At 65.7% G+C, this 23,304-nt stretch carries 24 protein-coding genes; 7 read left to right on the forward strand and 17 right to left on the reverse strand.

Annotated elements, in window-relative coordinates; all coding sequences use genetic code 11:
• A partial coding sequence (locus GNZ21_RS16240; protein ID WP_414477744.1) for a hypothetical protein occupies positions 1 to 318 on the forward strand: 318 nt, incomplete at its 5' end.
• On the opposite strand, the gene GNZ21_RS00060 is transcribed toward GNZ21_RS16240, so the two are convergent.
• The 5 genes from GNZ21_RS00060 to ileS form a co-directional block, all read right to left on the reverse strand.
• The gene (locus tag GNZ21_RS00060; RefSeq protein WP_157320181.1) at positions 283 to 516 is read right to left on the reverse strand and encodes a ribbon-helix-helix domain-containing protein; all 234 of its coding nucleotides are present in this window, start codon (positions 514 to 516) and stop codon (positions 283 to 285) included. The two genes, GNZ21_RS16240 and GNZ21_RS00060, sit on opposite strands and share 36 nt — an antisense overlap.
• 285 nt (positions 517 to 801) lie before the next feature.
• A complete protein-coding gene (gene ndk / locus GNZ21_RS00065; RefSeq protein WP_157320183.1) occupies positions 802 to 1,212 on the reverse strand; it encodes a nucleoside-diphosphate kinase in 411 nt (136 codons plus the stop codon).
• Positions 1,209 to 1,715, reverse strand: coding sequence for a DUF4233 domain-containing protein (locus GNZ21_RS00070; protein ID WP_157320185.1), 507 nt, complete (start codon positions 1,713 to 1,715; stop codon positions 1,209 to 1,211). Before GNZ21_RS00070 ends, ndk begins: the two co-directional genes overlap by 4 nt.
• On the reverse strand, positions 1,715 to 3,178 hold the full coding sequence (locus tag GNZ21_RS00075; RefSeq protein WP_157320187.1) for a bifunctional folylpolyglutamate synthase/dihydrofolate synthase: 1,464 nt from the start codon (positions 3,176 to 3,178) through the stop codon (positions 1,715 to 1,717). Before GNZ21_RS00075 ends, GNZ21_RS00070 begins: the two co-directional genes overlap by 1 nt.
• The gene (gene ileS / locus GNZ21_RS00080) at positions 3,171 to 6,515 is read right to left on the reverse strand and encodes an isoleucine--tRNA ligase (RefSeq protein WP_157320189.1); all 3,345 of its coding nucleotides are present in this window, start codon (positions 6,513 to 6,515) and stop codon (positions 3,171 to 3,173) included. The genes GNZ21_RS00075 and ileS overlap by 8 nt, the downstream gene beginning before the upstream one ends.
• 309 nt (positions 6,516 to 6,824) lie before the next feature.
• Here ileS and GNZ21_RS00085 point away from each other — a divergent pair, with 309 nt between their 5' ends.
• From GNZ21_RS00085 to GNZ21_RS00095, 3 genes are all read left to right on the forward strand, one after another.
• Entirely contained in the window at positions 6,825 to 7,082 is a 258-nt protein-coding gene (locus GNZ21_RS00085; RefSeq protein ID WP_157320191.1) for a FitA-like ribbon-helix-helix domain-containing protein, read from the forward strand.
• Positions 7,079 to 7,480: a type II toxin-antitoxin system VapC family toxin gene (locus GNZ21_RS00090; protein ID WP_157320193.1), complete on the forward strand. Its 402-nt coding sequence runs from the start codon at positions 7,079 to 7,081 to the stop codon at positions 7,478 to 7,480. Before GNZ21_RS00085 ends, GNZ21_RS00090 begins: the two co-directional genes overlap by 4 nt.
• Before the next feature lie 75 nt (positions 7,481 to 7,555).
• Entirely contained in the window at positions 7,556 to 8,266 is a 711-nt protein-coding gene (locus GNZ21_RS00095; RefSeq protein WP_157320195.1) for an MgtC/SapB family protein, read from the forward strand.
• 15 nt (positions 8,267 to 8,281) lie between these two features.
• On the opposite strand, the gene valS is transcribed toward GNZ21_RS00095, so the two are convergent.
• Positions 8,282 to 10,909 carry a valine--tRNA ligase gene (gene valS, locus GNZ21_RS00100; protein WP_157320197.1) on the reverse strand — a complete coding sequence of 876 codons (2,628 nt, stop codon included), beginning with the start codon at positions 10,907 to 10,909 and terminating at the stop codon, positions 8,282 to 8,284.
• 82 nt (positions 10,910 to 10,991) lie between these two features.
• Between valS and GNZ21_RS00105 the strand changes: the two genes are divergently transcribed.
• Positions 10,992 to 11,753 (forward strand): SDR family oxidoreductase, encoded by a 762-nt coding sequence (locus GNZ21_RS00105; protein ID WP_157320199.1) that lies wholly within the window; start codon positions 10,992 to 10,994, stop codon positions 11,751 to 11,753.
• A 408-nt stretch (positions 11,754 to 12,161) separates the two neighbouring features.
• On the opposite strand, the gene GNZ21_RS00110 is transcribed toward GNZ21_RS00105, so the two are convergent.
• The 10 genes from GNZ21_RS00110 to GNZ21_RS00155 form a co-directional block, all read right to left on the reverse strand.
• Positions 12,162 to 12,761 carry a mycothiol-dependent nitroreductase Rv2466c family protein gene (locus tag GNZ21_RS00110; protein ID WP_157320200.1) on the reverse strand — a complete coding sequence of 200 codons (600 nt, stop codon included), beginning with the start codon at positions 12,759 to 12,761 and terminating at the stop codon, positions 12,162 to 12,164.
• A 95-nt stretch (positions 12,762 to 12,856) separates the two neighbouring features.
• A complete protein-coding gene (locus GNZ21_RS00115; protein ID WP_157320202.1) occupies positions 12,857 to 14,290 on the reverse strand; it encodes a mycothione reductase in 1,434 nt (477 codons plus the stop codon).
• Between the two features lie 6 nt (positions 14,291 to 14,296).
• Entirely contained in the window at positions 14,297 to 15,103 is an 807-nt protein-coding gene (locus tag GNZ21_RS00120; protein WP_188503786.1) for a ParA family protein, read from the reverse strand.
• Between the two features lie 34 nt (positions 15,104 to 15,137).
• On the reverse strand, positions 15,138 to 15,740 hold the full coding sequence (locus GNZ21_RS00125; protein ID WP_276529604.1) for a MerR family transcriptional regulator: 603 nt from the start codon (positions 15,738 to 15,740) through the stop codon (positions 15,138 to 15,140).
• A 128-nt stretch (positions 15,741 to 15,868) separates the two neighbouring features.
• Positions 15,869 to 16,426, reverse strand: a complete 558-nt coding sequence (locus tag GNZ21_RS00130; protein WP_157320204.1) for a bifunctional nuclease family protein — start codon at positions 16,424 to 16,426, stop codon at positions 15,869 to 15,871.
• A gap of 161 nt (positions 16,427 to 16,587) precedes the next feature.
• Positions 16,588 to 17,343 carry a transcriptional regulator FtsR gene (ftsR, locus tag GNZ21_RS00135; protein ID WP_188503787.1) on the reverse strand — a complete coding sequence of 252 codons (756 nt, stop codon included), beginning with the start codon at positions 17,341 to 17,343 and terminating at the stop codon, positions 16,588 to 16,590.
• Between the two features lie 141 nt (positions 17,344 to 17,484).
• Positions 17,485 to 17,928 carry an FHA domain-containing protein gene (locus GNZ21_RS00140; RefSeq protein WP_188503788.1) on the reverse strand — a complete coding sequence of 148 codons (444 nt, stop codon included), beginning with the start codon at positions 17,926 to 17,928 and terminating at the stop codon, positions 17,485 to 17,487.
• Between the two features lie 64 nt (positions 17,929 to 17,992).
• The gene (gcvH, locus tag GNZ21_RS00145; protein ID WP_157320206.1) at positions 17,993 to 18,379 is read right to left on the reverse strand and encodes a glycine cleavage system protein GcvH; all 387 of its coding nucleotides are present in this window, start codon (positions 18,377 to 18,379) and stop codon (positions 17,993 to 17,995) included.
• Positions 18,380 to 18,484: 105 nt separating this feature from the next.
• Positions 18,485 to 19,159 carry a response regulator gene (locus GNZ21_RS00150; protein ID WP_157320208.1) on the reverse strand — a complete coding sequence of 225 codons (675 nt, stop codon included), beginning with the start codon at positions 19,157 to 19,159 and terminating at the stop codon, positions 18,485 to 18,487.
• Positions 19,156 to 20,358 carry a sensor histidine kinase gene (locus GNZ21_RS00155; RefSeq protein ID WP_157320210.1) on the reverse strand — a complete coding sequence of 401 codons (1,203 nt, stop codon included), beginning with the start codon at positions 20,356 to 20,358 and terminating at the stop codon, positions 19,156 to 19,158. The genes GNZ21_RS00150 and GNZ21_RS00155 overlap by 4 nt, the downstream gene beginning before the upstream one ends.
• 110 nt (positions 20,359 to 20,468) lie before the next feature.
• Here GNZ21_RS00155 and GNZ21_RS00160 point away from each other — a divergent pair, with 110 nt between their 5' ends.
• The gene (locus GNZ21_RS00160; protein ID WP_157320212.1) at positions 20,469 to 21,224 is read left to right on the forward strand and encodes an ABC transporter ATP-binding protein; all 756 of its coding nucleotides are present in this window, start codon (positions 20,469 to 20,471) and stop codon (positions 21,222 to 21,224) included.
• Position 21,225: 1 nt separating this feature from the next.
• Entirely contained in the window at positions 21,226 to 22,002 is a 777-nt protein-coding gene (locus tag GNZ21_RS00165) for an ABC transporter permease (RefSeq protein ID WP_229659592.1), read from the forward strand.
• A gap of 24 nt (positions 22,003 to 22,026) precedes the next feature.
• Here the strand turns inward: GNZ21_RS00165 and GNZ21_RS00170 are convergent, their stop codons facing one another.
• The gene (locus GNZ21_RS00170) at positions 22,027 to 23,289 is read right to left on the reverse strand and encodes an ABC transporter ATP-binding protein (RefSeq protein ID WP_157320216.1); all 1,263 of its coding nucleotides are present in this window, start codon (positions 23,287 to 23,289) and stop codon (positions 22,027 to 22,029) included.
• Between the last annotated feature and the right edge of the window lie 15 nt (positions 23,290 to 23,304).

Genomic DNA, 23,304 nt, shown 5'->3' on the forward strand with positions numbered 1-23,304 from the left:
ACGCCGCGAGCACCCCAACTCTCACCCATCCTCTTCAGACCCCCTGACTTTAAGAAAGCCCTGGGCGATGTACCGAAGACCTGGCAGAGCAAGAATCTCGGCATAGCGAAGGGAACCTACCCCCGGAGATTCGCTGATGGTGCTCATTGCTTGGTCAACCATGTCGGAGAATCGATTGGCGACTTGGGGTCCGGCATCCAGGAGATACTGGCGATAGCTGCCGAGAAAGTCCTCCCGTGCAAGGGGAGAGAACTCTACTGGCTTCACGGGACCAGAGCTCGATCAGTCGGAAGATCCAGCTTCGTCCCGGACCTCTGACCAGGGCACACCAGGGCCTGAGTTCATGCCGTCGAGGATCTTTTGGCGTAGAGCTTGCCGCTGGATCTCATATCGGTCGCGGTCTTCACGGGCTTTTTCGGCCAGGTACTCCTCAGCGGAGTCGTAGTCACCGTGGGCAACCCTCTGATCGATGTACTCCTTGAGCTCATCGGGAACGGAGACACTGATGGTAGCCATGCCTCTTAGTTTAGGACCCTGGTGTAATCCTGTCACTGAACCGCGAAATGTCGCCCCACACAGACATTCTGGCAACGTTGAGATTTCTGAGATTCTCCGGATCCTGTAGCGAAACTGTGGGAACTCCGGCCTATATGGCGTGAGTTCCCACAGTTTCGCTACGCCTTCTTTCCCAGACTGGCATGCGCGCACCTTCCGGGTGCAAGCAGAGCGGACTGCGAGCCCTATTTTGGCTCAGTGACCCCGCCAGTCTCGTGCCACAACGTGCCGGGGGCAGCGCAGCACTCAGAACCAGATAGCGATCTCCCGCTCGGCCGATTCCACCGAGTCGGAGCCGTGCACCAGGTTCTTCTGCACCTTCTCGCCCCAGTCCCGGCCCAGGTCACCGCGGATGGTGCCGGGTGCGGCGCTGGTGGGGTCTGTCTGCCCGGCCAGGGAGCGGAAGCCATTGATGACCCCATGGCCCTCAACAATGGCGGCCACCACGGGACCGGAGAGCATGAAGTCCACCAGCGGCTGGTAGAAGGGCTTGCCCTCGTGCTCGGCGTAGTGGGCGGCCAGCTGCTCAGGGCTGGCTGAGAGCTGCTTCAGCTCAGTGATGGTGTATCCTTTGGCCTCTATCCGGCGCAGGATCTCACCGGTGAGTCCCCTCTCCACGCCATCGGGCTTGATCAGCACCAGGGTGCGTTCGCTCATGACTTCCTCTCCTCATTCTCAGCCGAGCCGGCGGCGTCGTGATCTTCCTCCGCCTGCTGGGCAAGTTCCTCTTCCACCCTGTATCTTTCCATCTTTTCGACGTCGATCTGTGCGCCCTTGTCCACCGCGTACCACCAGCAGGCGGCGAAGGCCAGGCCGGGCAGCACGGCCAGGGGCACGATAAGCCCCTCGGAGGTCACCAGGGCCACCGCCACGAAGCTGGCTGTGATCAGCCCCTGCAGCACCCAGCCTGCCGGGTAGCCCACCGGGCGGTGCAGGAAGGCGCAGAGCGCCACGCAGAGCACCGCGAGCAGGCAGGCTCCGGCGAAGATCCACCAGGCGAACCACTCGTGCTGGTTCAGCCCCCAGGCCGTGAGCCCGAAGAAGAACATCAGCGCGGCCTCCAGGCACAGCACCGTGGAGGCGAACAGTGCCTTGACCGAACGGGGGGCCCGGGTCTGACCAGGCTCCCACTCCCGCTGGGCTCGGGTCTTCCGGGGCATCAGGAATCCTCTCCCCGGCCGCCGGGCCCAGGAACATCGAGGTCAGGAATACCGGGGTCAAAGGCCTCGGGGTCGGGGATTCCGGTATCCACCGCGCCGAACAGGGCGCGGGCCTCCCCCACCAAGGTGATCGAGCCGGTGATGAGGATCCCGCCGGTCTCGGAGAGCTCCTCATCGTCGATCCGGGCCACCGACCAGGCAATGGCCTCGTCCAGCTGCTCGGTGGTGTGGATCTGATCCTCCCGGAAACCGGCGTCCAGGGCCAGCTCGGCCAACTCTGCAGCCGGGATGGCCCTCGGGGACGTGGACTCGGTGAAGCAGACCTCGGAGGCGAGATCGCCGTAGGAGTCGAAGATCACCTGCAGCATTGCTGCAGCGTCCTTCTCCTGAAGGATGCCGATGATCAGCACCAGTTTGGAGACCCCGTAGCTCTCCTGGACCGCGGCGGCGCTGGCCTCGATCCCGGCCGGGTTATGGGCGGCGTCGACGATGATCGCCGGTGCCGAGCGCAGAGTCTCCAGCCGGCCGGGTGAGACGATGTGTTCACAGGCGGTGCGGAGGTTCTCGATGTTCAGCTCCTGCTGCCCGCCACCGATGAAGGCTTCCAGCGCGGCCACGGCCAGCGCGAAGTTCTCCGCCTGGTGGGCGCCCAGCAGCGGCAGCTGCAGCTCAGGGTAGCGCCCGACCAGGCCCTGGACTGTGACCTGCTGGCCGCCGACCCCCGGCAGCCGGGACTCCACCCCGAATTCCACCCCGGCGAACCGGAAAGGCACCTGTGCGGCCTGGGCGGCCTCCAGCAGGACCTGGGCCGCGGCAGGCTCCTGGGCCGCGGAGATCAGGAACCCGCCGGGCTTGATGGTCCCGGCCTTCTCCTGGGCGATCTCCTCCACGGTCTCTCCGAGCATGGCTGTGTGGTCCAGGCTGATCGGGCCGATCACCTGCACCGCGGAGTCAGCCACATTGGTGGCGTCCCAGGACCCGCCCAGCCCCACTTCCAGAACCATCACGTCCACGGGCGCGTCGGCGAAGACCGCAAAGGCCAGCACGGTGAGCAGTTCGAAGAGGGTCAGCGGCTTCTCTCCCCGGGCGCTCAGCTGGGCATCCACCAGCCCGATGCTGGGTCGGATCTCGTCCCACACCCGCACAAAGGTCTCATCGGAAACGGGTTTGCCGTCCACAGCGATCCGTTCGGTGACCTTGCCCATATGCGGGGAGCTGTAGCGGCCCACCCGCAGATCGTGGGCCAGCAGCCCGGCCTCGATCATCCGGGCAGTGGAGGTCTTACCGTTGGTGCCGCCCACGTGGATCACCGGCGCGGAGCGCTGCGGGTCCCCGAGCACCTCCATCGCCAGCTGCATCGGTTCCAAGCGGGGGCGCATGTCATTCTCCGGGGCGCGGGCGAGCATCTCGGCATAGATGCTGGCCACCGAATACTCATCGGCCTGCGGGGCTTGGTCAGGCATGGGGCTCCTCCAGGGGGGTCACGGTAGCGCGGGTCTCCTCGGCGGCCTCGCCCTCCACCAGGTTCAGCCGGAGGGTCAGGGTCTCGGCCTTGACCAGATCGGCGTGGGCTTCCACTGCGGCGATCACCTCCGGTGAGGCGGTCAGGGTGGTCTCGATCCGGTCGGCCACGTTGAGATCGGCCTCCTTGCGGGCAGCCTGCACCGTACGTACGACGTCGCGGGCTGTCCCCTCAGCGATCAGTTCGGGGGTCAGTGCGGTGTCCAGTACCAGGAAACCGCCACGGGCGCCGCCAGCACTGGCACCCTCGAGCACAGTGACAGCAGAGTTGCCGGCCTCCTCCGAGACGGTGGTGCTCAGTGTGTACTCACCCTCCTGCAGTTCGAGCCCACCGGCGGTGACCACTCCCCCGGTGACCGACCAGTCCCCGGACTTGGCGCCTTTGATGGCCTGCTGGACCTGTTTGCCCAGACGCGGCCCGGCAGCCCGGGCGTTGACCACCAGCTGCTGGCCGATGCCGAATTCTTCGGCGGAGACCTCAGCGGCATCCAGCAGTTGGACCTGCTTGATGTTCAGCTCATCTGCGATGATCTGCACATATGGCGACTCTGCCGCCTCGGTGCCCTTGAGCGCTGCGGCCCCCGGGACCACCACGGTGAGGGTGGCCAGCGGCTGGCGTACCCGCTGCTTGGCCTGTTTGCGCAATGCGGAGCCTGCGGAGGTGATGGACCGGGTGAGCTCCATGAGCTCCACGGCCTGCTCATCCCTGACATAGGTGTCCGGGTCGGGCCAGTCGGTCAGGTGCACGCTGCGACCGCCGGTCAGCCCGCGCCAGATCTCCTCGCTCACCAGCGGCAGCAGCGGTGCGGCTACTCGGGTGAGGGTCTCCAGCACGGTGTAGAGCACATCGTAGGCGGTGAAGTCCTCCTCGTAGAACCGTTGGCGGGAGCGCCGGATGTACCAGTTGGTCAGCGTCTCGGCGAACCTGCGCAGCGCATCACAGGCTCCGGAGACGCTGAACTGATCCAATGCATCGGTGACCTCCCGGACCAGATCCCCGGTGGCAGCCAGGATGTAGTGGTCCAGAGGAGTCAGCCGGGCGTCGTGGTTTTCTACTGCTTTGGCCTGGTAGCCGGCACCTTTATTGGCGGTGTTGGCGTAGAGGGCGAAGAAGTGCCAGGCGTTCCACATCGGCAGCAGCACCTGGCGTACGCCCTCGCGGATGCCCTCCTCGGTGACAATCAGGTTCCCGCCGCGCAGGATGGGACTGGCCATCAGGAACCAGCGCATCGCATCGGAGCCGTCGCGGTCGAAGACCTCGTTGACGTCCGGGTAGTTCTGCAGGGACTTGGACATCTTCTGCCCGTCGGAGCCCAGCACGATCCCGTGGCTGATTACATTGGAGAAGGCCGGGCGGTCGAACAGGGCGGTGGCCAGGATGTGCATGGTGTAGAACCAGCCGCGGGTCTGGCCGATGTACTCCACGATGAAGTCGGCCGGGTTGTGGGATTCGAACCAGTCGGCGTTCTCAAAGGGGTAGTGCACCTGGGCGAAGGGCATGGAGCCGGAGTCGAACCAGACATCGAGCACATCCTCCACCCGGCGCATAGTGGACTTCCCGGTGGGGTCATCCGGGTTGGGCCGGGTCAGCTGGTCGATCCAGGGCCGGTGCAGGTCCGGCTCCCCTGCCGCATTGCGCGGGTAGTCCCCGAAGGCCTCCTTCAGCTCCTCCAAGGAGCCGTAGACCTCAGTGCGCGGGTATTCCGGATCATCGGATACCCACACCGGGATGGGGCTGCCCCAGTAGCGGTTGCGGCTGATCGACCAGTCGCGGGCGTTCTCCAACCATTTGCCGAACTGGCCGTGCTTGACGTTCTCCGGGATCCAGTTGATGTCCTCGTTGATGGCCAGCATCCGGTCTTTGAACTCGGTGACCGCCACGTACCAGGAGGTGACCGCTTTGTAGATCAGCGGGGTGCGGCACCGCCAGCAGTGCGGGTAGGAGTGCACATAGGACTGCTCGCGCACCAGCCTGCCATCGGCCTTGAGCCGGTTGATGATGGCGCGGTTGGCCTCGAACACCTGCTTGCCGGCGATATCGGCCAGTGGGGCCTGCCCGCTGGGGGTGGGCTCGGCGAACATGGGCAGGAACTCTGCGGCGGCATTCACCGAGAGGATCACCGGGATGCCCGCGGCCTCAGAGGAGGCCTGGTCCTCCTCACCGTAGGCGGAGGCCTGGTGGACCAGTCCGGTGCCGTCGGTGGTGGTGACGTAGTCCTCGATCAGCACTCGCCAGGCGTTCTGGGTGCCCCAGGTCTCGGTGTCGGCGTAGTAGTCCCAGAGCGGCTGGTACTCCAGGTTGGCCAGGTCCTTTCCGAGGTAGCGGCCGATCACTGCCGCCTGTGCGGAGTCGGCGGCACTGACTCCTTCATCGTCGGTGAAGCCGAGGTCCTTGGCGTAGGCACCTACCAGGTCAGCGGCGAGCATATGCTTGCCCGGCAGCGGCCCGTCAGCCGGGGCTTCCACTACCGCGTATTCGACCTCGGGCCCCACCGCCACCGAGAAGTTGGTGGGCAGGGTCCAGGGTGTGGTGGTCCAGGCCAGCAGGTTGACCCCGGCCAGCTGGTTGCCCAGTGCTCCGCCGCCGGTGATCGGGAAGGTGACAGTCACCGAGGGGTCCTGTCGCTCCTTATAGACCTCATCGTCCATCCGCAGCTCGTGGTTGGACAGCGGAGTCTCGTCCTTCCAGCAGTAGGGCAGCACCCGGAAGCCCTGGTAGGTGAGGCCTTTCTCGTGCAGGCGTTTGAAGGCCCAGATCACCGACTCCATAAACTCCACATTGAGTGTCTTGTAGTCGTTCTCGAAGTCCACCCAGCGGGCCTGCCTGTTGACGTAGGCTTCCCACTCCTTGGTGAACTTCAGGACATTGGCCCGGCAGGCATCGTTGAAGTGCTCGATGCCCATGGACTCGATCTCGGCCTTATCGGTCATCCCGAGGTCCTTCATCGCACTCAGCTCGGCAGGCAGCCCGTGAGTGTCCCAGCCAAAGCGGCGCTCCACCCTCTTGCCGCGCATGGTCTGGTACCGCGGCACCAAGTCCTTCACATAGCCGGTGAGCAGGTGCCCGTAGTGCGGCAGGCCGTTGGCGAAGGGCGGGCCATCGTAGAAGACGAACTCCTCAGTCTCCGGACGGTTCGCCACGGAGGCCTTGAAGGTCCCGTCAGCCTCCCAGTACTTCAGGATGCGCTCCTCGATCTCCGGGAAACGCACAGAGGTGGGCACCCTGCGCTGACCGGAGGCGGTGGCGCGGGGGTAGACGGGAGAGTTCTGCTCAGTCATGAAGGCATCCTGGTGGTACGGGCGGGCTGGGCTCTTGCTCTGCAAGGACGCTGGGTGTGGGTGACGGGTTCAAGCCCCGCCGCTCACCGTGGCGCGGTACCACCTTGCTTGCCCGGCCTCCCCTGGTAGGGCGGCGTCGGGCCTCTTCATGACTGCTGTGACGGGCATACCCGTGCGGTTCTACTGAGAACCGGCGACGCCGCCGGGTTCCGTTCTTCCGCAAGCTCACCGGTGATTGCCGGGTCAGTGCTGCTAGGCAAAAGTGTACTAGACCCGTGGAATGCCATGGGATGCATGTAAAATGCATGTATGGGAGTTGCGCTTCAGATCAGGAATGTGCCGGAGGATGTGCGGGACAGGCTTGCTGCGGCCGCCAAGGAACGCGGCCAGTCGCTCCAGAGCTACCTACTCGATGTGGTGGTGGAGAAGTCTCAGTTCGAGCGGAACGCTGAGCTGCTGAGATCCGCACCGAAGGCAAAGAACCCGATTCCACTCGAGTTCACTCAGCAGGTCATCCGCGAAGCTCGGGACTTCGGTGCCGAGGTCGACAGGCACGAACTTGAATGATCGTCGTTGACGCTGGTGCATGGGCACATGCGCTGGCTGACCCGAGTCCAGTCGGGCAGGCTTCCGGGCGAGCACTTGGTCAAGATCTAGGCTGGACCATGCCTCCCCACGGGCCGCTCGAGACTCTGCGCACCATCCGACGGTACGAACATGCTGGCTTGATCACACCCGTGGCAGCCGAGAAACATGCCGAAGCAATTGCTGGCACAAACTTCACGATCATTCCGGCCCAGGCCTGGATGATCCACTCGATCTGGAACCTGCGCCATAACATCAATCCCTACGACGCCGCCTACGTGGCCATCGCGCAGCGTTTCGGATATCGGCTGATCACCCTCGACGAGCGGCTCGTGCGAGCCGCTGAGAGGCTGGGGGTCGAGGTCCGGATCCCAGCCTAGAGAAGACATTCCCACTGCGGTCCGGGTGGCCGCGGCGCCTCCTGGTGATCAAGGGTCGGTGCTAGCCTCTGAAGAATGGAGATTGAGCTGCTTCCGGACTCGCTGGCCACTCAGGCCCTGCTACTGACCTGCGCGTTCGTGCTCTCTGGGGTTGTGGGCCTGGAGCGGGAGCTGCGGCAGAAATCGGCCGGGGCCCGCACTCATATTCTGGTGGGCATGGGCTCGGCCCTGTTCACCCTGGTCTCGGCCTACGGGTTCGCCCATCTCATCGGCGGCGACGTGATCCTAGACCCCTCCCGCATCGCTGCCCAGATCGTCTCCGGCATCGGCTTCATCGGCGCCGGGGTCATCTTTGTCCGGCAGAACATCGTCTCCGGGCTGACCACCGCCGGCTCCATCTGGGTCACCGCCGCCGTCGGCATGGCCTGCGGGGCCGGGATGCCGCTGATCGCCGCGCTCACCGTGGTGTTCTACCTGCTGGCGGTCACCCTGGTGACCTGGCTCGCCCGTAAGATCCCCAAGCATGGGCGCACCCACCGTTTGGTGGTGCGCTACCGGGACGGCCAGGGCATCCTGCGAGATGTGCTCACTGCGGCCTCCGAGCTCGGCTACGAGGCCGGGCTGAACTCCACCAAGCGCCGGGTGACCGAGGCCGACGGCGCCGTGGTCGATGCCCGGATGAGCTTCTCCCGGACCCAGCACCTTCCCCCCGATGAGCTGCACCAGCGGCTCAGCGAACTCGACGGGGTCCTAGAAGTCCGCGCCATCCAGCAGGACCACGACTGAGCGGACCCCAGGCCGCTACTCAGACTCAGCGAGCCTGACCTCGGAGATCTCCAGCTGCTTGACGGTCTGCTCTGCGCTGACCAGCTCCAGACTCTGGGCCTTGGCTGCTGCCTGCAGATCGGCGAGGGCCGGCTCCACGTGCCCCAGCTGGTCCTGCGGGCCGGCGATCCGGGCCGAGATGATCTCGGTGCGCTGCTTGACCTTGGCCTCAGCCTTAGCTCGGCGCAGCCCGGTGAGCGCCTCAGCCACTGCGTCCAGCACCGCCGGGGAACCGGCCACCGCGTCAAGCTCCGAGGCCTGAGGCCAGGACGCTGCATGTACGGAACCTTCCCGCCACCAGCGCCAAACCTCATCGGTGGCGAAGGGCAGCACCGGGGCGAAGAGCCTCAGCAGCTTGTCCAGCACCGTGGCCAGGGTGGCGCGCACTGAGGCCTGGGCAGCCTCTCCCTGCGATCCGTAGGCCCGGTCCTTGACCAGCTCCACATAGTCATCGGTGAAGGCCCAGAAGAAGCTCTCGGTGATGTCCAGGGCCCGGGCGTAGTCGTAGTTCTCAAAATGTTCGGTGGCCTGATCAACCACTGTGCGCAGCTTGGCCAGCAGGGCCTTATCCAGAGGTTCGGTGATGAGTGCCGCCGCGGCGTCGTCCTCAGCGATATGCGCCTCAGTCACGCCCATTCCAAAAGCGAACTTGGAGGCGTTGAGCAGCTTGATCGCCAGCCGGCGGCCGATCTTCATCTGGCCGATCTCATAGGCGGTGTCCGCGCCCAGCTTTGCCGATGCCGCCCAGTAGCGCACCGCATCGGCACCGAACTGTGCCAGCGGCTCAGTGGGCACCACCACATTGCCCTTGGACTTGGACATCTTCTTCCGGTCCGGGTCCAGGATCCACCCGGAGATCGCAGTATTGGTCCACGGCACGGTGTCATGCAGAGAGTTGGCGCGCACCACGGTGGAGAACAGCCAGGTGCGGATGATGTCATGACCCTGGGGGCGCAGGTCGAAGGGGAATACCTTGCTGAAGAGCTCCGGATCGCGCTCCCACTTGCCGGCGATCTGCGGGGTCAGGGAGGAGGTGGCCCAGGTGTCGAGCACATCGGGCTCACCGATGAACCCGCCGGGGACTCCGCGCTGGGATTCCTCGAAACCGGGCGCAGTTTGGGAGGCCGGGTCCACCGGCAGCTGCTCCTCAGCCGGCAGGATCGGGTTGTCATAGTCAGGCTCGCCCTCGGCATCCAGCGGGTACCAGACCGGGATCGGCACGCCGAAGAACCGCTGGCGGGAGATCAGCCAGTCGCCGTTGAGGCCCTCCACCCAGTTCTCATAGCGGGAACGCATGAACCCGGGGTGCCAGCTGATCTTACGGCCGCGTTCCACCAGCTGCTGACGCCGGGCGGCGTCGCGGCCGCCGTTGCGGATGTACCACTGCCGGGAGGTGACCACTTCCAGAGGTTTATCGCCCTTCTCGTAGAAGTGCACCGCATGGGTGATCTTCTCCGGCTCTGCGCGCAGCAGCCCGGCCTCCTCCAGCATGACCACCACGGCCTCCTTGGCCGAGTGCACAGTCTTACCGGCCAGCTGCTCGTAGTTCGCCCTCCCCTCATCTGTGGTGATCCACTCCGGGGCCTGGGCAGCGAAGCGGCCGTCGCGGCCGATCAGGGCCCGGGTGGGCAGCTGCAGCTCACGCCACCAGGTCACATCGGTCATATCGCCGAAGGTGCAGATCATCGCGATGCCGGAGCCCTTCTCCGGATCCGCCAGCGGATGCGCTTTGACCGGAACCTCCACCCCGAACAGCGGGGAGGTCACCGTCTTGCCGAACAGCTCCTGGTACCTGGAGTCCTCGGGGTGGGCCACCAGCGCCACACAGGAGGGCAGCAGCTCGGGGCGGGTAGTGGCAATGACTGTCTCGTTGCCGGCGTCGTCGGTGAAGGGGTACCGGTAGTAGGCACCCGGGCGCTCCTTGGCCTCCAGCTCAGCCTGGGCCACTGCGGTGCGGAAGGTTACATCCCAAAGAGTGGGCGCCTCGGCGGTGTAGGCGTTGCCGGAGGTGACATCGCGTAGGAAGGCACGTTGGCTGGCTGCGCGGGAATCGTCATCGATGGTGCGGTAGGTCTGCCGCCAGTCCACCGAGAGGCCCAGAGTGGTGAACAGGTCCTCGAAGATCTTCTCGTCTTCCACAGTGAGCGTCTCGCACAGCTCGATGAAGTTCTGCCGAGAGATCACATCCCAGTCGCGCTGGTTCTTGGCCGGTTTCTCCGGGGGCTGGTAGTCGGGGATATAAGGCTTGGCGGGGTCGCAGCGCACTCCGTAGTAGTTCTGCACCCGGCGCTCGGTGGGCAGCCCGTTATCGTCCCAGCCCAGCGGGTAGAAGACCTTCTTGCCGCGCATCCGTTTGAACCTGGCCACCACATCGGTCTGGGTGTAGGAGAACATATGGCCCACATGAAGGGACCCGGAGGCGGTGGGCGGCGGAGTGTCGATGGAGTAGACCTCATCGCGGGAGGCGGTCTCATCGAAGTGGTAGAGCCGCTCGGCCTGCCAGGCTGCGTTGAGCTTGGGCTCCAGGCCCTCCAGCGCAGGCTTCTCGGGGACTTCGGGGGTCTTGTATGCGGGCGTGTCGGTGCCCTTTATGTGGTTGGCCATGGCCCCATTCTGCCACGCTGCGCTGTCTCATATTCCGGAAACACAACACACGGACGACGCCGCACTGACTACTCTTGTGTCCATGGTCACCTCAACTGCCCCACGCCGTGCCCTTGTCACTGGTGCCTCCTCCGGGATCGGCGCCGCCACTGCCCTGCGACTGACTTCCGAAGGCTGGCAGGTCTTCGCCGTGGCCCGGCGGGCCGAGAAGCTGGAGTCGCTGGCTGAGCAGGAGGGCATCATCCCGCTGGTCTGCGATGTCACCGATGTGGACCAGGTTGCCGCAGTCCGGGAGCGGATCACCGAGGACGGCGGGATCGACACTCTGATCAACAACGCCGGCGGGGCCCTGGGTGTGGACACTGTGGCTGAGGGCAGCCTTGAGGACTGGCGCTGGATGTTTGAGGTCAATGTGCTGGGCACCCTGAACGTGACCCAGGCATTCCTGCCGATGCTGCGCGCCCACGGCGAGGGCACCGTGCTGAACCTGACCTCCACTGCGGGGATCGTCTCCTACGAGGGCGGCGGCGGCTACAACGCAGCCAAGTTCGGCGCCCACGGCATGACCGGCACCCTGCGCCTGGAGGAGGCCGAGCACAACATTCGGGTGATCGAGGTGCTGCCGGGCCTGGTGCGCACCGAAGAGTTCACCACCAAGCGGCTGCGCGGGGACGCTGCCGCCGCCGAGAAGGTCTACGCCGGGGTGGACAAGCCGCTGACCGCTGAGGACATCGCCGAGGTGATCACCCACGCAGTGACCCTTCCCCATCATGTGAACCTGGACCAGATCGTGGTCCGCCCGGTGGCTCAGGCCGCACAACACAAGGTCATCCGCAAGGGCTGAGTCCCTCCCGGCGTCGCGGGCCTCTCGCGCCGGCTCTCGGCCAGCTCACACCGGCCACCGCGCCTGACTTGCCCGGCTACGCCGTGCTTGTCCCGCGCTCGTCGGGGCAGTCCAGGCCCTCAAACGGGCAAAACTGTACGACGACGACGCCGCCTCAGCCGTTCATCGTGCACTACTGCCCACCGCAGGGGCAGTCCAGGCCCTCAAACCGGCAAAACTGTACGACGACGCCGCCCCCAGAGCACTTTGTCGTGCTCTACTACCCATCGCAGGGACGTCCAGGCCCTCAAACGGGCAAAAGTCTACGACGACGCCCCCGCCTCAGCTGTTCATCGTGCTCTACTACCCATCGCAGGGGCTGGAGCACTCAGTCAGGGCGCTGCGCTCGGGGCGCAGGGGCTGGAGTGCTCAGTCGAAGGTGGGGCGCTCGGTGCGGGAGCGCTTGAGCTCGAAGAAGTAGGGGTAGCTGGCCAGCGCCACCGCGCCGTCAAAGATCTTCCCGGCCTCCTCCCCGGTGGGCACCCGGGTGATGACCGGGCCGAAGAAGGCGGTGCCGCCGAAGGCCAGGATCGGGGTGCCCACGTCCTGGCCGACCTTGGAGATGCCCTCTTCATGGGTGGCGCGCATGGCGTCGTCGTACTTGTCTGTCTTGGCGTCATCCACCAGCGAGTCCTCCAACCCGATCTCGGCAAGTGCCCGGCGGGAGGCGGCCTCAAAATCGCGGTGGCCGTTGACGTGGATGTCATAGCCGACCGCAGCGTAGAACTCGCCGAGCTTCTCGGGGGCGGTCTCAGCCACAGCGGTGGAGGTGCGGGCCGGGATCCAGCGGGCCAGCACGTCCTCGTCCTCGGTGGGGGCGGGGTTCTTGTCCTCGTTGAGCACGCCCAGGCTCATCACATTCCAATGGACCTCGATGTCACGGACCTTCTCCACCTCGAGGATCCAGCGGGAGGTCGCGTAGGCGAAGGGGCAGATGGGGTCGAACCAGAAATCAACGCGCTCAGCCATGGGTGAGGTCCTTTCGATCGGTGGAATCGGTGTCCATCCATGCCAACCCCTGTGGGCCGCAACTCATTCCAATGCTGAGCCCGCTGCCTGAACTCTTAGAGGGGAGCACCGGAGGGCACGGGCACATCCAGGCCCAGCAGAGCGTTCTCAGTGACTTCCATCAGTGCAGGGTGGATCCAGTACTGGCCGCGGGCCACAGTGTAGGCGTCCTGCCCGAAGCTCATCGCCTGCACGATGGGCTGGATCAGGTTGGAGGAGTGGTAGCCCATGGCGTGCACGCCCAGGATCTGGCCGGTGCGGCGATCGGCGATGACCTTGAGGATCCCGTACTGGTCCTCCATGGCCCAGCCGTAGGCGGTGTCCCCGTAGCGCTGGGTCTTGGTGGTGATGTTCTCCGCACCGACCGCATCCACGGCCTGAGCCTCGGTGAGCCCGGCCTGGGCCATCTCCGGATAGGAGAAGATCGCCGAGGGTATGGCCTCATGGCGCACCGGGCGCAGGTCACCGGGGTGTTCCAGGTTATGGGCCACCACCCGGGCCTCGTGGTTGGCCACGTGTTTGAGCATCGGCTCGGAGGCGATGTCCCCGAGGGCGTAGAGGCCCGCCACCGGCGCACCTTCGCTGAGCACCCGCTGATACTGGTCCACGGCGATCCGGCCGTCGGGATGCACGTCCAGCCCGGCCTCGGAGGCACCGATCAGATCGCTGTTGGGCCTGCGCCCGATGGCCAGCAGCACAGCGTCCACCTGGTACTCCTCGGCTCGGCCGTCGGAGGTGACCAGCTGGGCAGTGACCTGGCCGCCCTCATGGGGTACGACGGCGCCCAAGGTGCGTTGGTAGCGCACTGTCCAGTTCTTCTCCGCCTCCGCGGAGTAGGCAGCTGCGATCTCATCATCCAGCTGGTTCATCAGCCCGGAACTGCGGTTGATCTGCACCACCTCGGAGCCCAGCCCCGAGAACACTCCGGCGAACTCGCAGGCGATGTAGCCGCCGCCGACGATCAGGATCCGGCTGGGCAGCTCATCAATGCGCATGATGGTCTCCGAGGTGTGCACCTGGGGCAGGTCCATACCGGGGATCTCCGGAAGCACCGGGCGCGAACCGGCAGCTATCACCAACTGGCGAGCCTGGACCTCGGTTCCGGAGTCGCTGCGGAATGAGCTCTTGCCCGTAAGAGTGACCTTCTCCTGGATGAGGTCCACATTCTCCAGCTGCTCCCGGTATTCGCGCCCACCGGCTGAGACGGCGTCCACGCGGGCGAACACCCGGTCCCGGATTGCCGGCCAGTCGGCCTGCGGGGCACCCAGCTGCACCCCGAGCCGGGAGGCCTCCTCCGGGACCCGGGCCAGGGCGGAGGGCCGGACGAACATTTTGGTGGGGATGCAGCCCACGTTCAGGCAGGTTCCGCCGAAGGCGCCGGTGGCATCGATGCCCTTATCCGCCAGGGCTACTTTCTTATCGTCCCAGTAGGGGGTGATGAGGGAGTTGCCGGAGCCGGAGCCGATGATCGCCAGGTCGTGGGTGTGCATACCGGCTCAGGGGTTGAGCTTCTTGGCCGGCAGCAGCTGCTTGAGCAGTTCGTCGAAGCTCTTGGCCATATCGCGCACCGGGTCCCCCGGCCACAGGTGCACAGGGTAGGCCGCGCCCTGGATCTGCTGCCAGTGCGGGTTCTCCTCCAGCACTGGGAGCATGAGCTTATCGGTGTAGAGGCGCTCCATCTCCAACAGGCGGTACTCATGCTCGGTGGAATCGGCGCGGGCACGGTTGACCACCACCCCGGCCTGGGTCAGCTGCGGGGCGAACTCATTGGAGAACATCCGGATAGCGCGCATAGTGCGCTCGGTGCCGGCCACGGAGAACAGACTGGGTTCAGCCACCAGCAGCACCTGGTTAGAGGCCGCCCAGGCGATACGGGTCAGCCCGGAGAGCGAGGGCGGGCAGTCCACCAGCACCAGATCGTAGCCGCTGAGCCTGTCCACCAGGGTCTTCAGCCGCTTCATGTCCCTGGGCCGGATATCGGGCCGGTCGAAGGCCGCGGAGAGCGCTGAGCCGACCACCACGTCCAGCACGGCGCCCTGCTTCTTCTCCTCCGGCAGCAGGTCCACCCAACCGGAGGGCACCACATGATCGGAGATGCGGGCCTTGCGGTACTCCTTGAGCAGCTGGCCGGCCTCGCGGCCCTTGCCGCGGGCCACACTGAGCCCGGTGGTGCAGTCGGCGTGCGGATCCAGGTCGATGACCAGGGTTCTGACGCCGCTGCTCAGGGCTGCAGAGGCCAGGCCCATAGTGACCGAGGTCTTGCCGACCCCACCTTTGAGACTGGACACGCTGAGAATCTGCACTAGTCCATCCTACTTGTCGAAGAGGCCTGAATGTTCAGGATGCCTGCTTGCGGGCGCGCATCTGGGCGAGCTCGTCGCTGGCCTCAAACGCTGCGGGCTCGGAACCCTCACCGGCGGCGGCCTGTACCTGAGTGCGTTCGCGGGGGAGCTCGGCCAGGCTTCCCTCCACCTCCCGCCAGACGCGGCCCACGGCGATGCCGAAGACTCCCTGGCCGCCCTGGACCAGGTCGATGACCTCGTCAGTGGAGGTGCATTCGTACACGCTGGCACCGTCGGACATCAGGGTGATCTCGGCCAGATCCTCCACCCCGCGCTCACGGAGGTGCTCGATGGCGCTGCGGATCTGCTGCAGGGAGACTCCGGTGTCCAGGAGGCGTTTGACCACTTTGAGCACCAGGATGTCCCGGAAGGAGTAGAGCCGGGCGGAACCGGAGCCGGCGGCGTTGCGCAGCGAGGGCTCCACCAGCTTGGTGCGAGCCCAGTAGTCCAGCTGCCGGTAGGTGATTCCTGCCGCGGAGCAGGCGATGGGGCCGCGGTAGCCCATATCTTCGTCGAGCTCAGGCAGCCCGTCATCGAACAGGGTGTCCTGAGCCGTCAGGCGGCGGGTACGCGGTGCTTCTGCGCGTTGGTCCTTCACTCAGGCACCTCTCGTCATGTTCTGGGTCAGGGGAAGCGAGTAACTGACTGCCAGTGTATCGGCAGGCACTGGGGATGGCCTGGCAGCCCGGTGGGGGTTCGGCGTGTCTGCGGCAGTCCCAGGGTCTCTCACGAGCGGTCGAAATCCTCCGGGCCGGCATCGGATAGGAACTTCTGAAACTCGCGGATCTCATCCTCGGAGATGGGTCCCTTGGCGGTGACCTGCTCCGCTTCCGGGCTCACTCCAGGGGTGCGCGATGTACCGCCCGAACGGTACCGCGGGGTGACCGAAACAGCACGCAGCGTCTCTGCGTCCATAGTGATCCGGCAGTGTGCGCGCACTGCCACGGCGATGGCGTCTGAGGCGCGGGCATCGATGGTGCGACCGCTGTTGAGCCTGATGGAGCCCGCATAGGTGCTGGCGTCCAGCAGCCTGACCTCCACAGAGATGATGCCCTGGCCGAGGTCCTCGAGCACTGTGGTGAGCAGATCGTGAGTCAGGGGTCGGGGCGGGACCTCACCCTGGAGGGCGCGGGCTACTGCTGCTGCCTCGGCTGGCCCTACCACCACGGCCACATGGAAGTTCTCGGTCTCCGGCTCGGCCCCGCGCAGAATCAACACCGGCTGGTTGCTGGGCAGCTCGACGCGTACGCCGACCACCTCCAGCTGAACCTGCGCTCTACTCACTCTCCCAGTGTATGCCCGTGCTGGTCCCGGCGGCGCGCGCATGTCGCGCTCGCGCCACGACGTGGCCCGCACAAACGCTCAAGCGATTGCACAGGTCCCTGACGTCGCGGTTCCCCTCGCCGGCTGCAGTGGCGCCGGCCTTCACACCTAAAGACCCAGGCCTAACGGCGGTCGATTTTTTCTACGGCGGAGTCCATCAGCGAGGAGCGCAGGTCCTTGAGGCACTGCAGCATCTCCTTGGAGGACTCTGCCACCCGGGCCCGTGCGGCGGCATCCTTCCGGGCAGCATGTGGGGCCATGGCCCGGGCAATAAGGTCCAGCTCGGCATCGGCGGACCGGCGCAGCGTGACCAGGTGCTTGGGCTCCAGGCCGTAGCGGGCCAACACCCGGACGGCCTTGACGGCTTTGAGGTCGTGGTGGCTGTAGTTGCCCTGGGCATCGGCGGAGATGATGCGGAACTTCTCCAGGGTGTCGAGCATGCCGCGGGTGGCCCCGGAGAGGGCACGCAGCTCCTTGCGGCTCATCGGCCTGGTGCGGCCGGTGAGCTGAGCGGCCATCTCGCCGGTGACCTCACGCGGACCCACCGGTGCGGACTCGGGCAGCGCCTCAGGCTTCTCCCCTGCGTCGATCGCCTCCATGGTCTGCTTGATAACGTCCAACGGCATATAGCGGTCCCGCTGCAGTGCCAGGATGAAGCGCAGACGCTCCACATCGGCGGCGGAGTACTTGCGGTATCCGGACTGGGTGCGGGCAGGCTCCACCAGGTCGCGCTCCTCCAGGAACCTCAGCTTGGAGGCGGAGAGGTCCGGGAACTCGATCTGCAGTTCGCGCAGGACCTCAGAGATGGTGAAGACGTGGCTGTCGGCGGGCCCGGCATTCTCAGCCGGTTTGGGCTGTCGAGCAGGTGTTGCACTCACAGGCGCATCCTCTTTCGGGGTTCAGGGGAAGGAAAGAAGTCAGCCCCAGAATAACGTGCCCGAGGAATAAGTCCCGTCATTTCGCAATGGAGATTCAGCCGGTGTGTGCCGGCTGCGGTCTGCCGGCGGCCGAGACTCGGCTCAGCTGCCCCCGGCGTAGAAGGTGAGCCGGAACTTGCCGACCTGTACCTCATCACCGGCGGAGAGCAGATGCGCATCCACCCGGTCATGGTTGACATAGGTGCCGTTGAGGCTGCCCAGATCCTGGATCTGAAAGCCGGCCTCGGTGCGCAGGATCTTCACATGGCGCCGCGAAACGGTGACATCGTCCAGGAACACATCGGCCTCAGGGTGGCGCCCGACTGTGGTCTCGTCCTGGTCCAGCAGGAAGCGGGCGCCCTGGTTGGCCCCGGTATGGGCGATCAGCAGTGCGGAGCCCCGGGGCAGGGCGCCGATGGCTGCACTGTCCTGGTCTGAGAGGTGGGCCTCGAGGGGGCCGGTATGGGCTGGTGGCAGCGCAATGGAGGTAGTTTCCGATGCACTCTCCGGTGCGACGTCGTGCTCATGGTGCTTCTCTATGGACACCGGTTCCTCCTCTCAAATGTGTCACCTCTGCCTGAGGTCACAACTATATAACAATGGCGGAAGCTCAGCCCACCTGAGCGGAATACTCCTCGGCGCTGAGCAGCCCGTCCAGGCCGGACTCCTCGGCGAGCCGGACCTCGAAGAGCCAGCCTGCCCCGTAGGGCTCGGCGTTGATGGCCTGCGGCTCGTCATCCAGGGCCGGGTTGACCGCAGTAATCTCCCCTGCCACCGGGGCGTAGATATCGGAGACCGATTTGGTGGACTCCACCTCGCCGACCACATCACCGGCCGCGACTGTGGAACCGACCTCCGGGTGTTCCACGTACACCACCTCGCCGAGGGCGTCCTGGGCGAAGTCGGTGATGCCGATGCGCACCACGCCCTCCGCATTGGGGCTGGAGACCCACTCGTGCTCGGCGCTGTACTTGAACTCGGCGGGAACGCTGCTCATCGGTGCTCCTTGGAAAGCTTGAGTGTGGAACAAAACGGTTACTGCAGACAACTTAGCACCCAGCACCCACTCCCGGGCAGACTGCACTGGGCTGTGAAGGCCCGGCTAGCCGAGCATACCCTCGCGGATGGCCCGCAGCACGGCATTGGTCCGGTCGCGGGCACCCAGTTTGATGAGGATCGAGGAGATGTGGTTCTTCACTGTGCCCTCTGCCAGGTGCACCAGTCCGGCGATCTGCCGGTTGGAGTAGCCTTCGGCGACCAAGCGCAGCACCTCGGTCTCACGGTCGGTGAGCTGTTCGACGACGACGCCGCGGGCCCCAGCTGGTTCCGGGGAGGCTTTGATTGCCCGCAGCAGCCGGTCAGTGATCGAGGGGGCGATGAGCGTGCCGCCCTCGGCGAGCGTCTGCACGGCTGCTGAGAGCTGCTCCACGGTGACGTCTTTGAGCAGGTAGCCGCGGGCACCGGCGCGCAGGGCGTCAAGCACCAACGTGTCGTCGTCAAAGGTGGTCAGCACCAGCACCGGGATCTCGCAGTCGGCCTCCTGGAGCTTCCGCAGCAGCCAGAGCCCGTCATACTGCGGCATCCGCAGATCCAACAGCACAACGTCGGGCGCCGGCTCCGCCTCCCGCAGCACAGCGAGCGCCTCCGCGCCATCGCCAGCCTCAGCCACCACAGTGATCCCGCCCAGCTCCAGCAGAGTGCGAATGCCTTGGCGGACCAGGGTCTGATCATCGACCACCATGACCTGCACCCGGTCACCGCTGCCCTGTCCGGTCATTGGGACTCCGTTCGTTGGGCCAACAGGTCCGCTGCGGGGCGCTCGGCGGCCACGGGCAGCCGTACCTGCACGGTGAAATACGGTGAGCTCGAGATGTTGAGCTCCCCGTCCAGCAGCTCGACCCGTTCGCGCAGCCCGGTCAGTCCGTGCCCAGGTGTGATGGATTTGGGGGCCAGCCCGTCATTGGTCCCGGTCAGCACCATCTCTGTGCCCTCGGCTGCCAGCACCAGGGACAGTTCCCCGGCCTCGGAGTGCTTGACCGTATTGGTGATGATCTCCTGGGCGGCCCGGATCAGCGCCTCGGCCTGCTGGTCGTCCACTGAGACTGCGGGCTCGACCTCCACGTGGATCTCCAGTGAGGGAACAGCCGCGGCCAGTCGCTCCAGACTGGCCCGCAGGTCGCCGGGGCCGGAGGTGCGCAGCTCCCCCACGGTGGCCCGCACCTCGGCCAGGAGATCCTTGGCGACTGATGCTGCCCTGTCGATATGGGCACTGAGCTGCGGGGCGTCGTCGTGCGCTGCTGCCCGGTGCTTTGCCGCCTCCAGCTCCAGGTTGAGCACGGTGAGCTGGTGGCCCACGGCGTCGTGGAGTTCCCGGGAGATGCGCAGCCGTTCGGCGGTGGTGGCTGACTCCTCCAGCAGCACTCCGACGGCCTGGAGCTCCAGGTTCTTCTCCTCCAGCTCGGCCCGCAGCACCGACTCCCGGTAGAGTGCGTAGGTGCTCAGCACTGCCGCGATCTGGATGATCGTGTAGAAGATGCAGGAGACCACGGTGTCTACCAGGGGCCACTGGTGGATCAGGAAAACGCTCAGCACCAGCGCCGTGTTCAGCGCGACCACGACTGCGGTGCCCCACAGCGGGATGACATAGCTGCCTACAGCGGCGACCACCACCAGCAGCACCACCAGCATCCCCATACTCTGCGGCGGAAGACTGGCGACCAGCATCCACCCGCTGAGCACTGAGACCACATAGGCACCCAGCTGCCAGCTCCACGGCCGGCGCGGGTCCCCGGCCACGAACAGCCCGGCCACGCAGAGCAGCAGGATCAGCAGCCACACGGGCCCGGGGATATAGGTCTGGACTCCGGCAAAGAAGAGCACCGCGCCCAGACCCAGGCACAGCACGAGGATCGCCGCCCCGGAGTACTGCTCGGCATAGCGGCGCTGCCCGACCGCCCGGGACTGTTGCTGCGTCATACACCCCAGCCTACTGACCTGCGCCCGGTGGCAGGGGTGCCGATAGTCATACCGCAGCTCCTGACCAGCGGCACAGGTGCGCCCGCGCGGAGTCCGGAAGGCTGGATTCCATGACATCACAGAGAGAACACAGCCCGCCTCTGGCCATCGATGCCAAGCACCTGGTCAAGCGGTACAAGTCCAAGACAGCAGTGGACGGGATCAGCCTGCAGGTGGCTCCCGGCGAGACCTTCGGCATCCTGGGTACCAATGGTGCCGGTAAGACCACCACGGTGGAGATGATCGCCGGGCTGCGCAAACCCACTGAGGGTTCAGTCAAGGTGATGGGCCTGGACCCCTTCACCGACCGGGCCAAGGTCCGGCAGATCCTGGGGGTGCAGCTGCAGCAGGCCTATCTGCACGGTTCACTGACCGCCCGCGAGCTGGTGAACCTCTACCGCAGCTTCTACCCGAACCCCTTGGACACCGATACGGCCCTGGCCATGGTGGAGCTGACTGATAAGGCCAAGACGAAGTTCGACAACCTCTCCGGCGGGCAGATGCAGCGGCTGTCGATCGCGCTGGCCCTGATCGGCCAGCCGAAGGTGGTGATCTTGGACGAGCTGACCACCGGCCTGGACCCCAAGGCCCGACGCCGGGTCTGGGGAACCATCGAATCGCTGACCGAGCAGACGGTGATTCTGATCAGCCACGCCATGGATGAGGTGGAGCGGCTCTGCGACCGGGTGGCACTGATCGATGCCGGGCGCATCATCGCCCAGGGCACCCCGGATGAGTTGAAGGCTCAGGCTGCGGCGCAGACCTTGGAGGACGCCTTTGTGGCGTTGACCGGCAAAGACGTGCACGACGACGAAGGGGATGAGTGAGATGGCACACACAACAGTTCAGGCCCACAGACCGGGGCTGAAGGCATGGCTGAGGCTGATCCAGGCCGAGGCGAAGATGGTGATCCGGGACTACGCGGGACTCATCGTCCCGCTCGGACTGCCGCTGCTGATCCTGGTGATGCAGGGGATCTCGATTGCCGATATGCACCAGGAGCTGGCCGAGGGTGTCACAGTCTTCTCCTACTATGCACTGCCGGTGGTGGTCACCATGGTGGTGGCCACTATCGCGGTGATCAATATGCCCAGTTTCCTGGCCACCTATCGCAAGACCAAGCTGCTGCGCCGGCTGGCGGTCACCCCAGCCTCCCCGGCCATGGTGCTGGTGGCCCAGATGGTGGTCAGCTTCATCCAGGTGATCCTGGGGATCGGGCTGGCCTTCGCAGTGGCCATGCTCTTCTTCGGCGCTGATCTGCCGCAGTCCCCCCTGACCGGGCTGGCGGTGCTGCTGGCCTGCTGCGCAGCGATGTACGGGCTGGGCATGATCGTTGCCTCCATCGCCCCCACCCCGAACTCCTCAGTGGCCATCGGCCTGGTTGCGTTCTTCGGCATCGCGGCGCTGGGCGGGATGTTCGGACCTGCGGAGAACCTGCCCGATGCCCTGGAGACCCTGGGGAGCTGGCTGCCCTTCGGGGCAGCGGTGGAGGCATTCCAGGCCGCATGGATCGGAGAGACTGTGGAGGCGCAGAACTGGCTGGTGCTGGGCGGCTCCGCCGTGATCGGCGCCGGGGTGGCCGCAGCGCTGTTCCGCTGGGAGTAGCGGCGAGCGGGCGCCGTTCTCCGCTCAGTCTGCGTGAGCGGCGGCCCGCTCGCGGTCGCGTCTGCGGTCCTCAGCGGCCAGGCGGGTGAGCTCGGCCCCGGCCTCTGCGTCGCGGGTCAGGTTCTCCCCGGTGGCCGGGTCGAAGAGGTGGATGCGCCGGGTGTCCACCCACAGCTCGGCGGTGTCTCCGCCGCGGATCCTGGACATGGCATCCAGCGCAACCACCAGTTGGGTGCGCAGCTCATCGGCGTCCATATCTGCCGCCAGGTTCGCCAGGGCGTCGGCCACCCGGGGATCGTTCTGGTAGCGCACGTAGCCGTACTGCTCATTGCCCAGCCATTCCACATGGGAGAGCTCGGCGGAGAACACCGAGCCGCGGCCCCGCCGGGACTCCTCCACCTGGGAGGCCTCCTCGAAGAACTCGGGGCGGATGCCGGCCAGCACAATCTCCTTCTCCCGGCCCGCGGCGGCAACCTGTTCGGGCAGCTCGATATCGCCCAGCGGGGTGCTCAGCACAGTGGAGCCGGTGGAGCCCTCGCTGACAGTGCCGGGCAGGAAGTTCATGGACGGGGAGCCGATGAACCCGGCGACAAAGAGATTTGCCGGCTGTTCATAGAGCTCCCGGGGTGAGGCGATCTGCTGCAGCACACCCTTCTTCAGCACCGCCACCCGGTCACCGAGGGTCATGGCCTCGGTCTGGTCGTGGGTCACGTAGACACTGGTGGTGTTCAGGCTGCGCTGCAGCTGGGAGATCTCTGCCCGCATCTGACCGCGCAGCTTGGCATCCAGGTTGGACAGCGGCTCGTCGAAGAGGAATGCGTTGGCGTCGCGGACAATGGCCCGGCCCATGGCCACCCGCTGCCGCTGACCGCCCGAGAGGTTGGCTGGTTTGCGCTGCAGGTGCTCGGTGAGCTCCAGCATCCCGGCAGCCCGCTCAACCTTCTCCTTGACCTGCTCCTGGGTGAATTTCCCTTTGGCCAGACGCATTGGGAAGGCAATGTTCTCGAATACGCTCAGATGCGGGTAGAGCGCGTAGTTCTGGAACACCATCGCCAGGTTGCGCTCCCGCGGGGGCTTGTCGTTGACCCGGTCCCCGCCGATGAGCAGATCGCCTGAGGTGATGTCCTCCAGACCCACGATCATCCGCAGCAGGGTGGATTTACCGCAGCCGGAGGGGCCCACCAGGATGACAAACTCACCGTCCTCGATATCGATCGAGACGTCATTGACGGCCGGGAAGCCGTCGTCGTACTCCTTGACGATGTTCTGCAGCGTGATCGATGCCATTGTGATGTGTCCTTT

Source organism: Nesterenkonia alkaliphila (assembly GCF_009758175.1).
GTDB lineage: Bacteria > Actinomycetota > Actinomycetes > Actinomycetales > Micrococcaceae > Nesterenkonia > Nesterenkonia alkaliphila.

What these genes read in the sequence shown, in the direction of transcription:
- GNZ21_RS00060 (WP_157320181.1), bottom strand. Translation starts at nt 516, where the DNA reads ATGGCTACCATCAGTGTCTCCGTTCCCGATGAGCTCAAGGAGTACATC.
- ndk (WP_157320183.1), bottom strand. Translation starts at nt 1,212, where the DNA reads ATGAGCGAACGCACCCTGGTGCTGATCAAGCCCGATGGCGTGGAGAGG.
- GNZ21_RS00070 (WP_157320185.1), bottom strand. Translation starts at nt 1,715, where the DNA reads ATGCCCCGGAAGACCCGAGCCCAGCGGGAGTGGGAGCCTGGTCAGACC.
- GNZ21_RS00075 (WP_157320187.1), bottom strand. Translation starts at nt 3,178, where the DNA reads ATGCCTGACCAAGCCCCGCAGGCCGATGAGTATTCGGTGGCCAGCATC.
- ileS (WP_157320189.1), bottom strand. Translation starts at nt 6,515, where the DNA reads ATGACTGAGCAGAACTCTCCCGTCTACCCCCGCGCCACCGCCTCCGGT.
- GNZ21_RS00085 (WP_157320191.1), top strand. Translation starts at nt 6,825, where the DNA reads ATGGGAGTTGCGCTTCAGATCAGGAATGTGCCGGAGGATGTGCGGGAC.
- GNZ21_RS00090 (WP_157320193.1), top strand. Translation starts at nt 7,079, where the DNA reads ATGATCGTCGTTGACGCTGGTGCATGGGCACATGCGCTGGCTGACCCG.
- GNZ21_RS00095 (WP_157320195.1), top strand. Translation starts at nt 7,556, where the DNA reads ATGGAGATTGAGCTGCTTCCGGACTCGCTGGCCACTCAGGCCCTGCTA.
- valS (WP_157320197.1), bottom strand. Translation starts at nt 10,909, where the DNA reads ATGGCCAACCACATAAAGGGCACCGACACGCCCGCATACAAGACCCCC.
- GNZ21_RS00105 (WP_157320199.1), top strand. Translation starts at nt 10,992, where the DNA reads ATGGTCACCTCAACTGCCCCACGCCGTGCCCTTGTCACTGGTGCCTCC.
- GNZ21_RS00110 (WP_157320200.1), bottom strand. Translation starts at nt 12,761, where the DNA reads ATGGCTGAGCGCGTTGATTTCTGGTTCGACCCCATCTGCCCCTTCGCC.
- GNZ21_RS00115 (WP_157320202.1), bottom strand. Translation starts at nt 14,290, where the DNA reads ATGCACACCCACGACCTGGCGATCATCGGCTCCGGCTCCGGCAACTCC.
- gcvH (WP_157320206.1), bottom strand. Translation starts at nt 18,379, where the DNA reads ATGAGCAGCGTTCCCGCCGAGTTCAAGTACAGCGCCGAGCACGAGTGG.
- GNZ21_RS00150 (WP_157320208.1), bottom strand. Translation starts at nt 19,159, where the DNA reads ATGACCGGACAGGGCAGCGGTGACCGGGTGCAGGTCATGGTGGTCGAT.
- GNZ21_RS00155 (WP_157320210.1), bottom strand. Translation starts at nt 20,358, where the DNA reads ATGACGCAGCAACAGTCCCGGGCGGTCGGGCAGCGCCGCTATGCCGAG.
- GNZ21_RS00160 (WP_157320212.1), top strand. Translation starts at nt 20,469, where the DNA reads ATGACATCACAGAGAGAACACAGCCCGCCTCTGGCCATCGATGCCAAG.
- GNZ21_RS00165 (WP_229659592.1), top strand. Translation starts at nt 21,226, where the DNA reads ATGGCACACACAACAGTTCAGGCCCACAGACCGGGGCTGAAGGCATGG.
- GNZ21_RS00170 (WP_157320216.1), bottom strand. Translation starts at nt 23,289, where the DNA reads ATGGCATCGATCACGCTGCAGAACATCGTCAAGGAGTACGACGACGGC.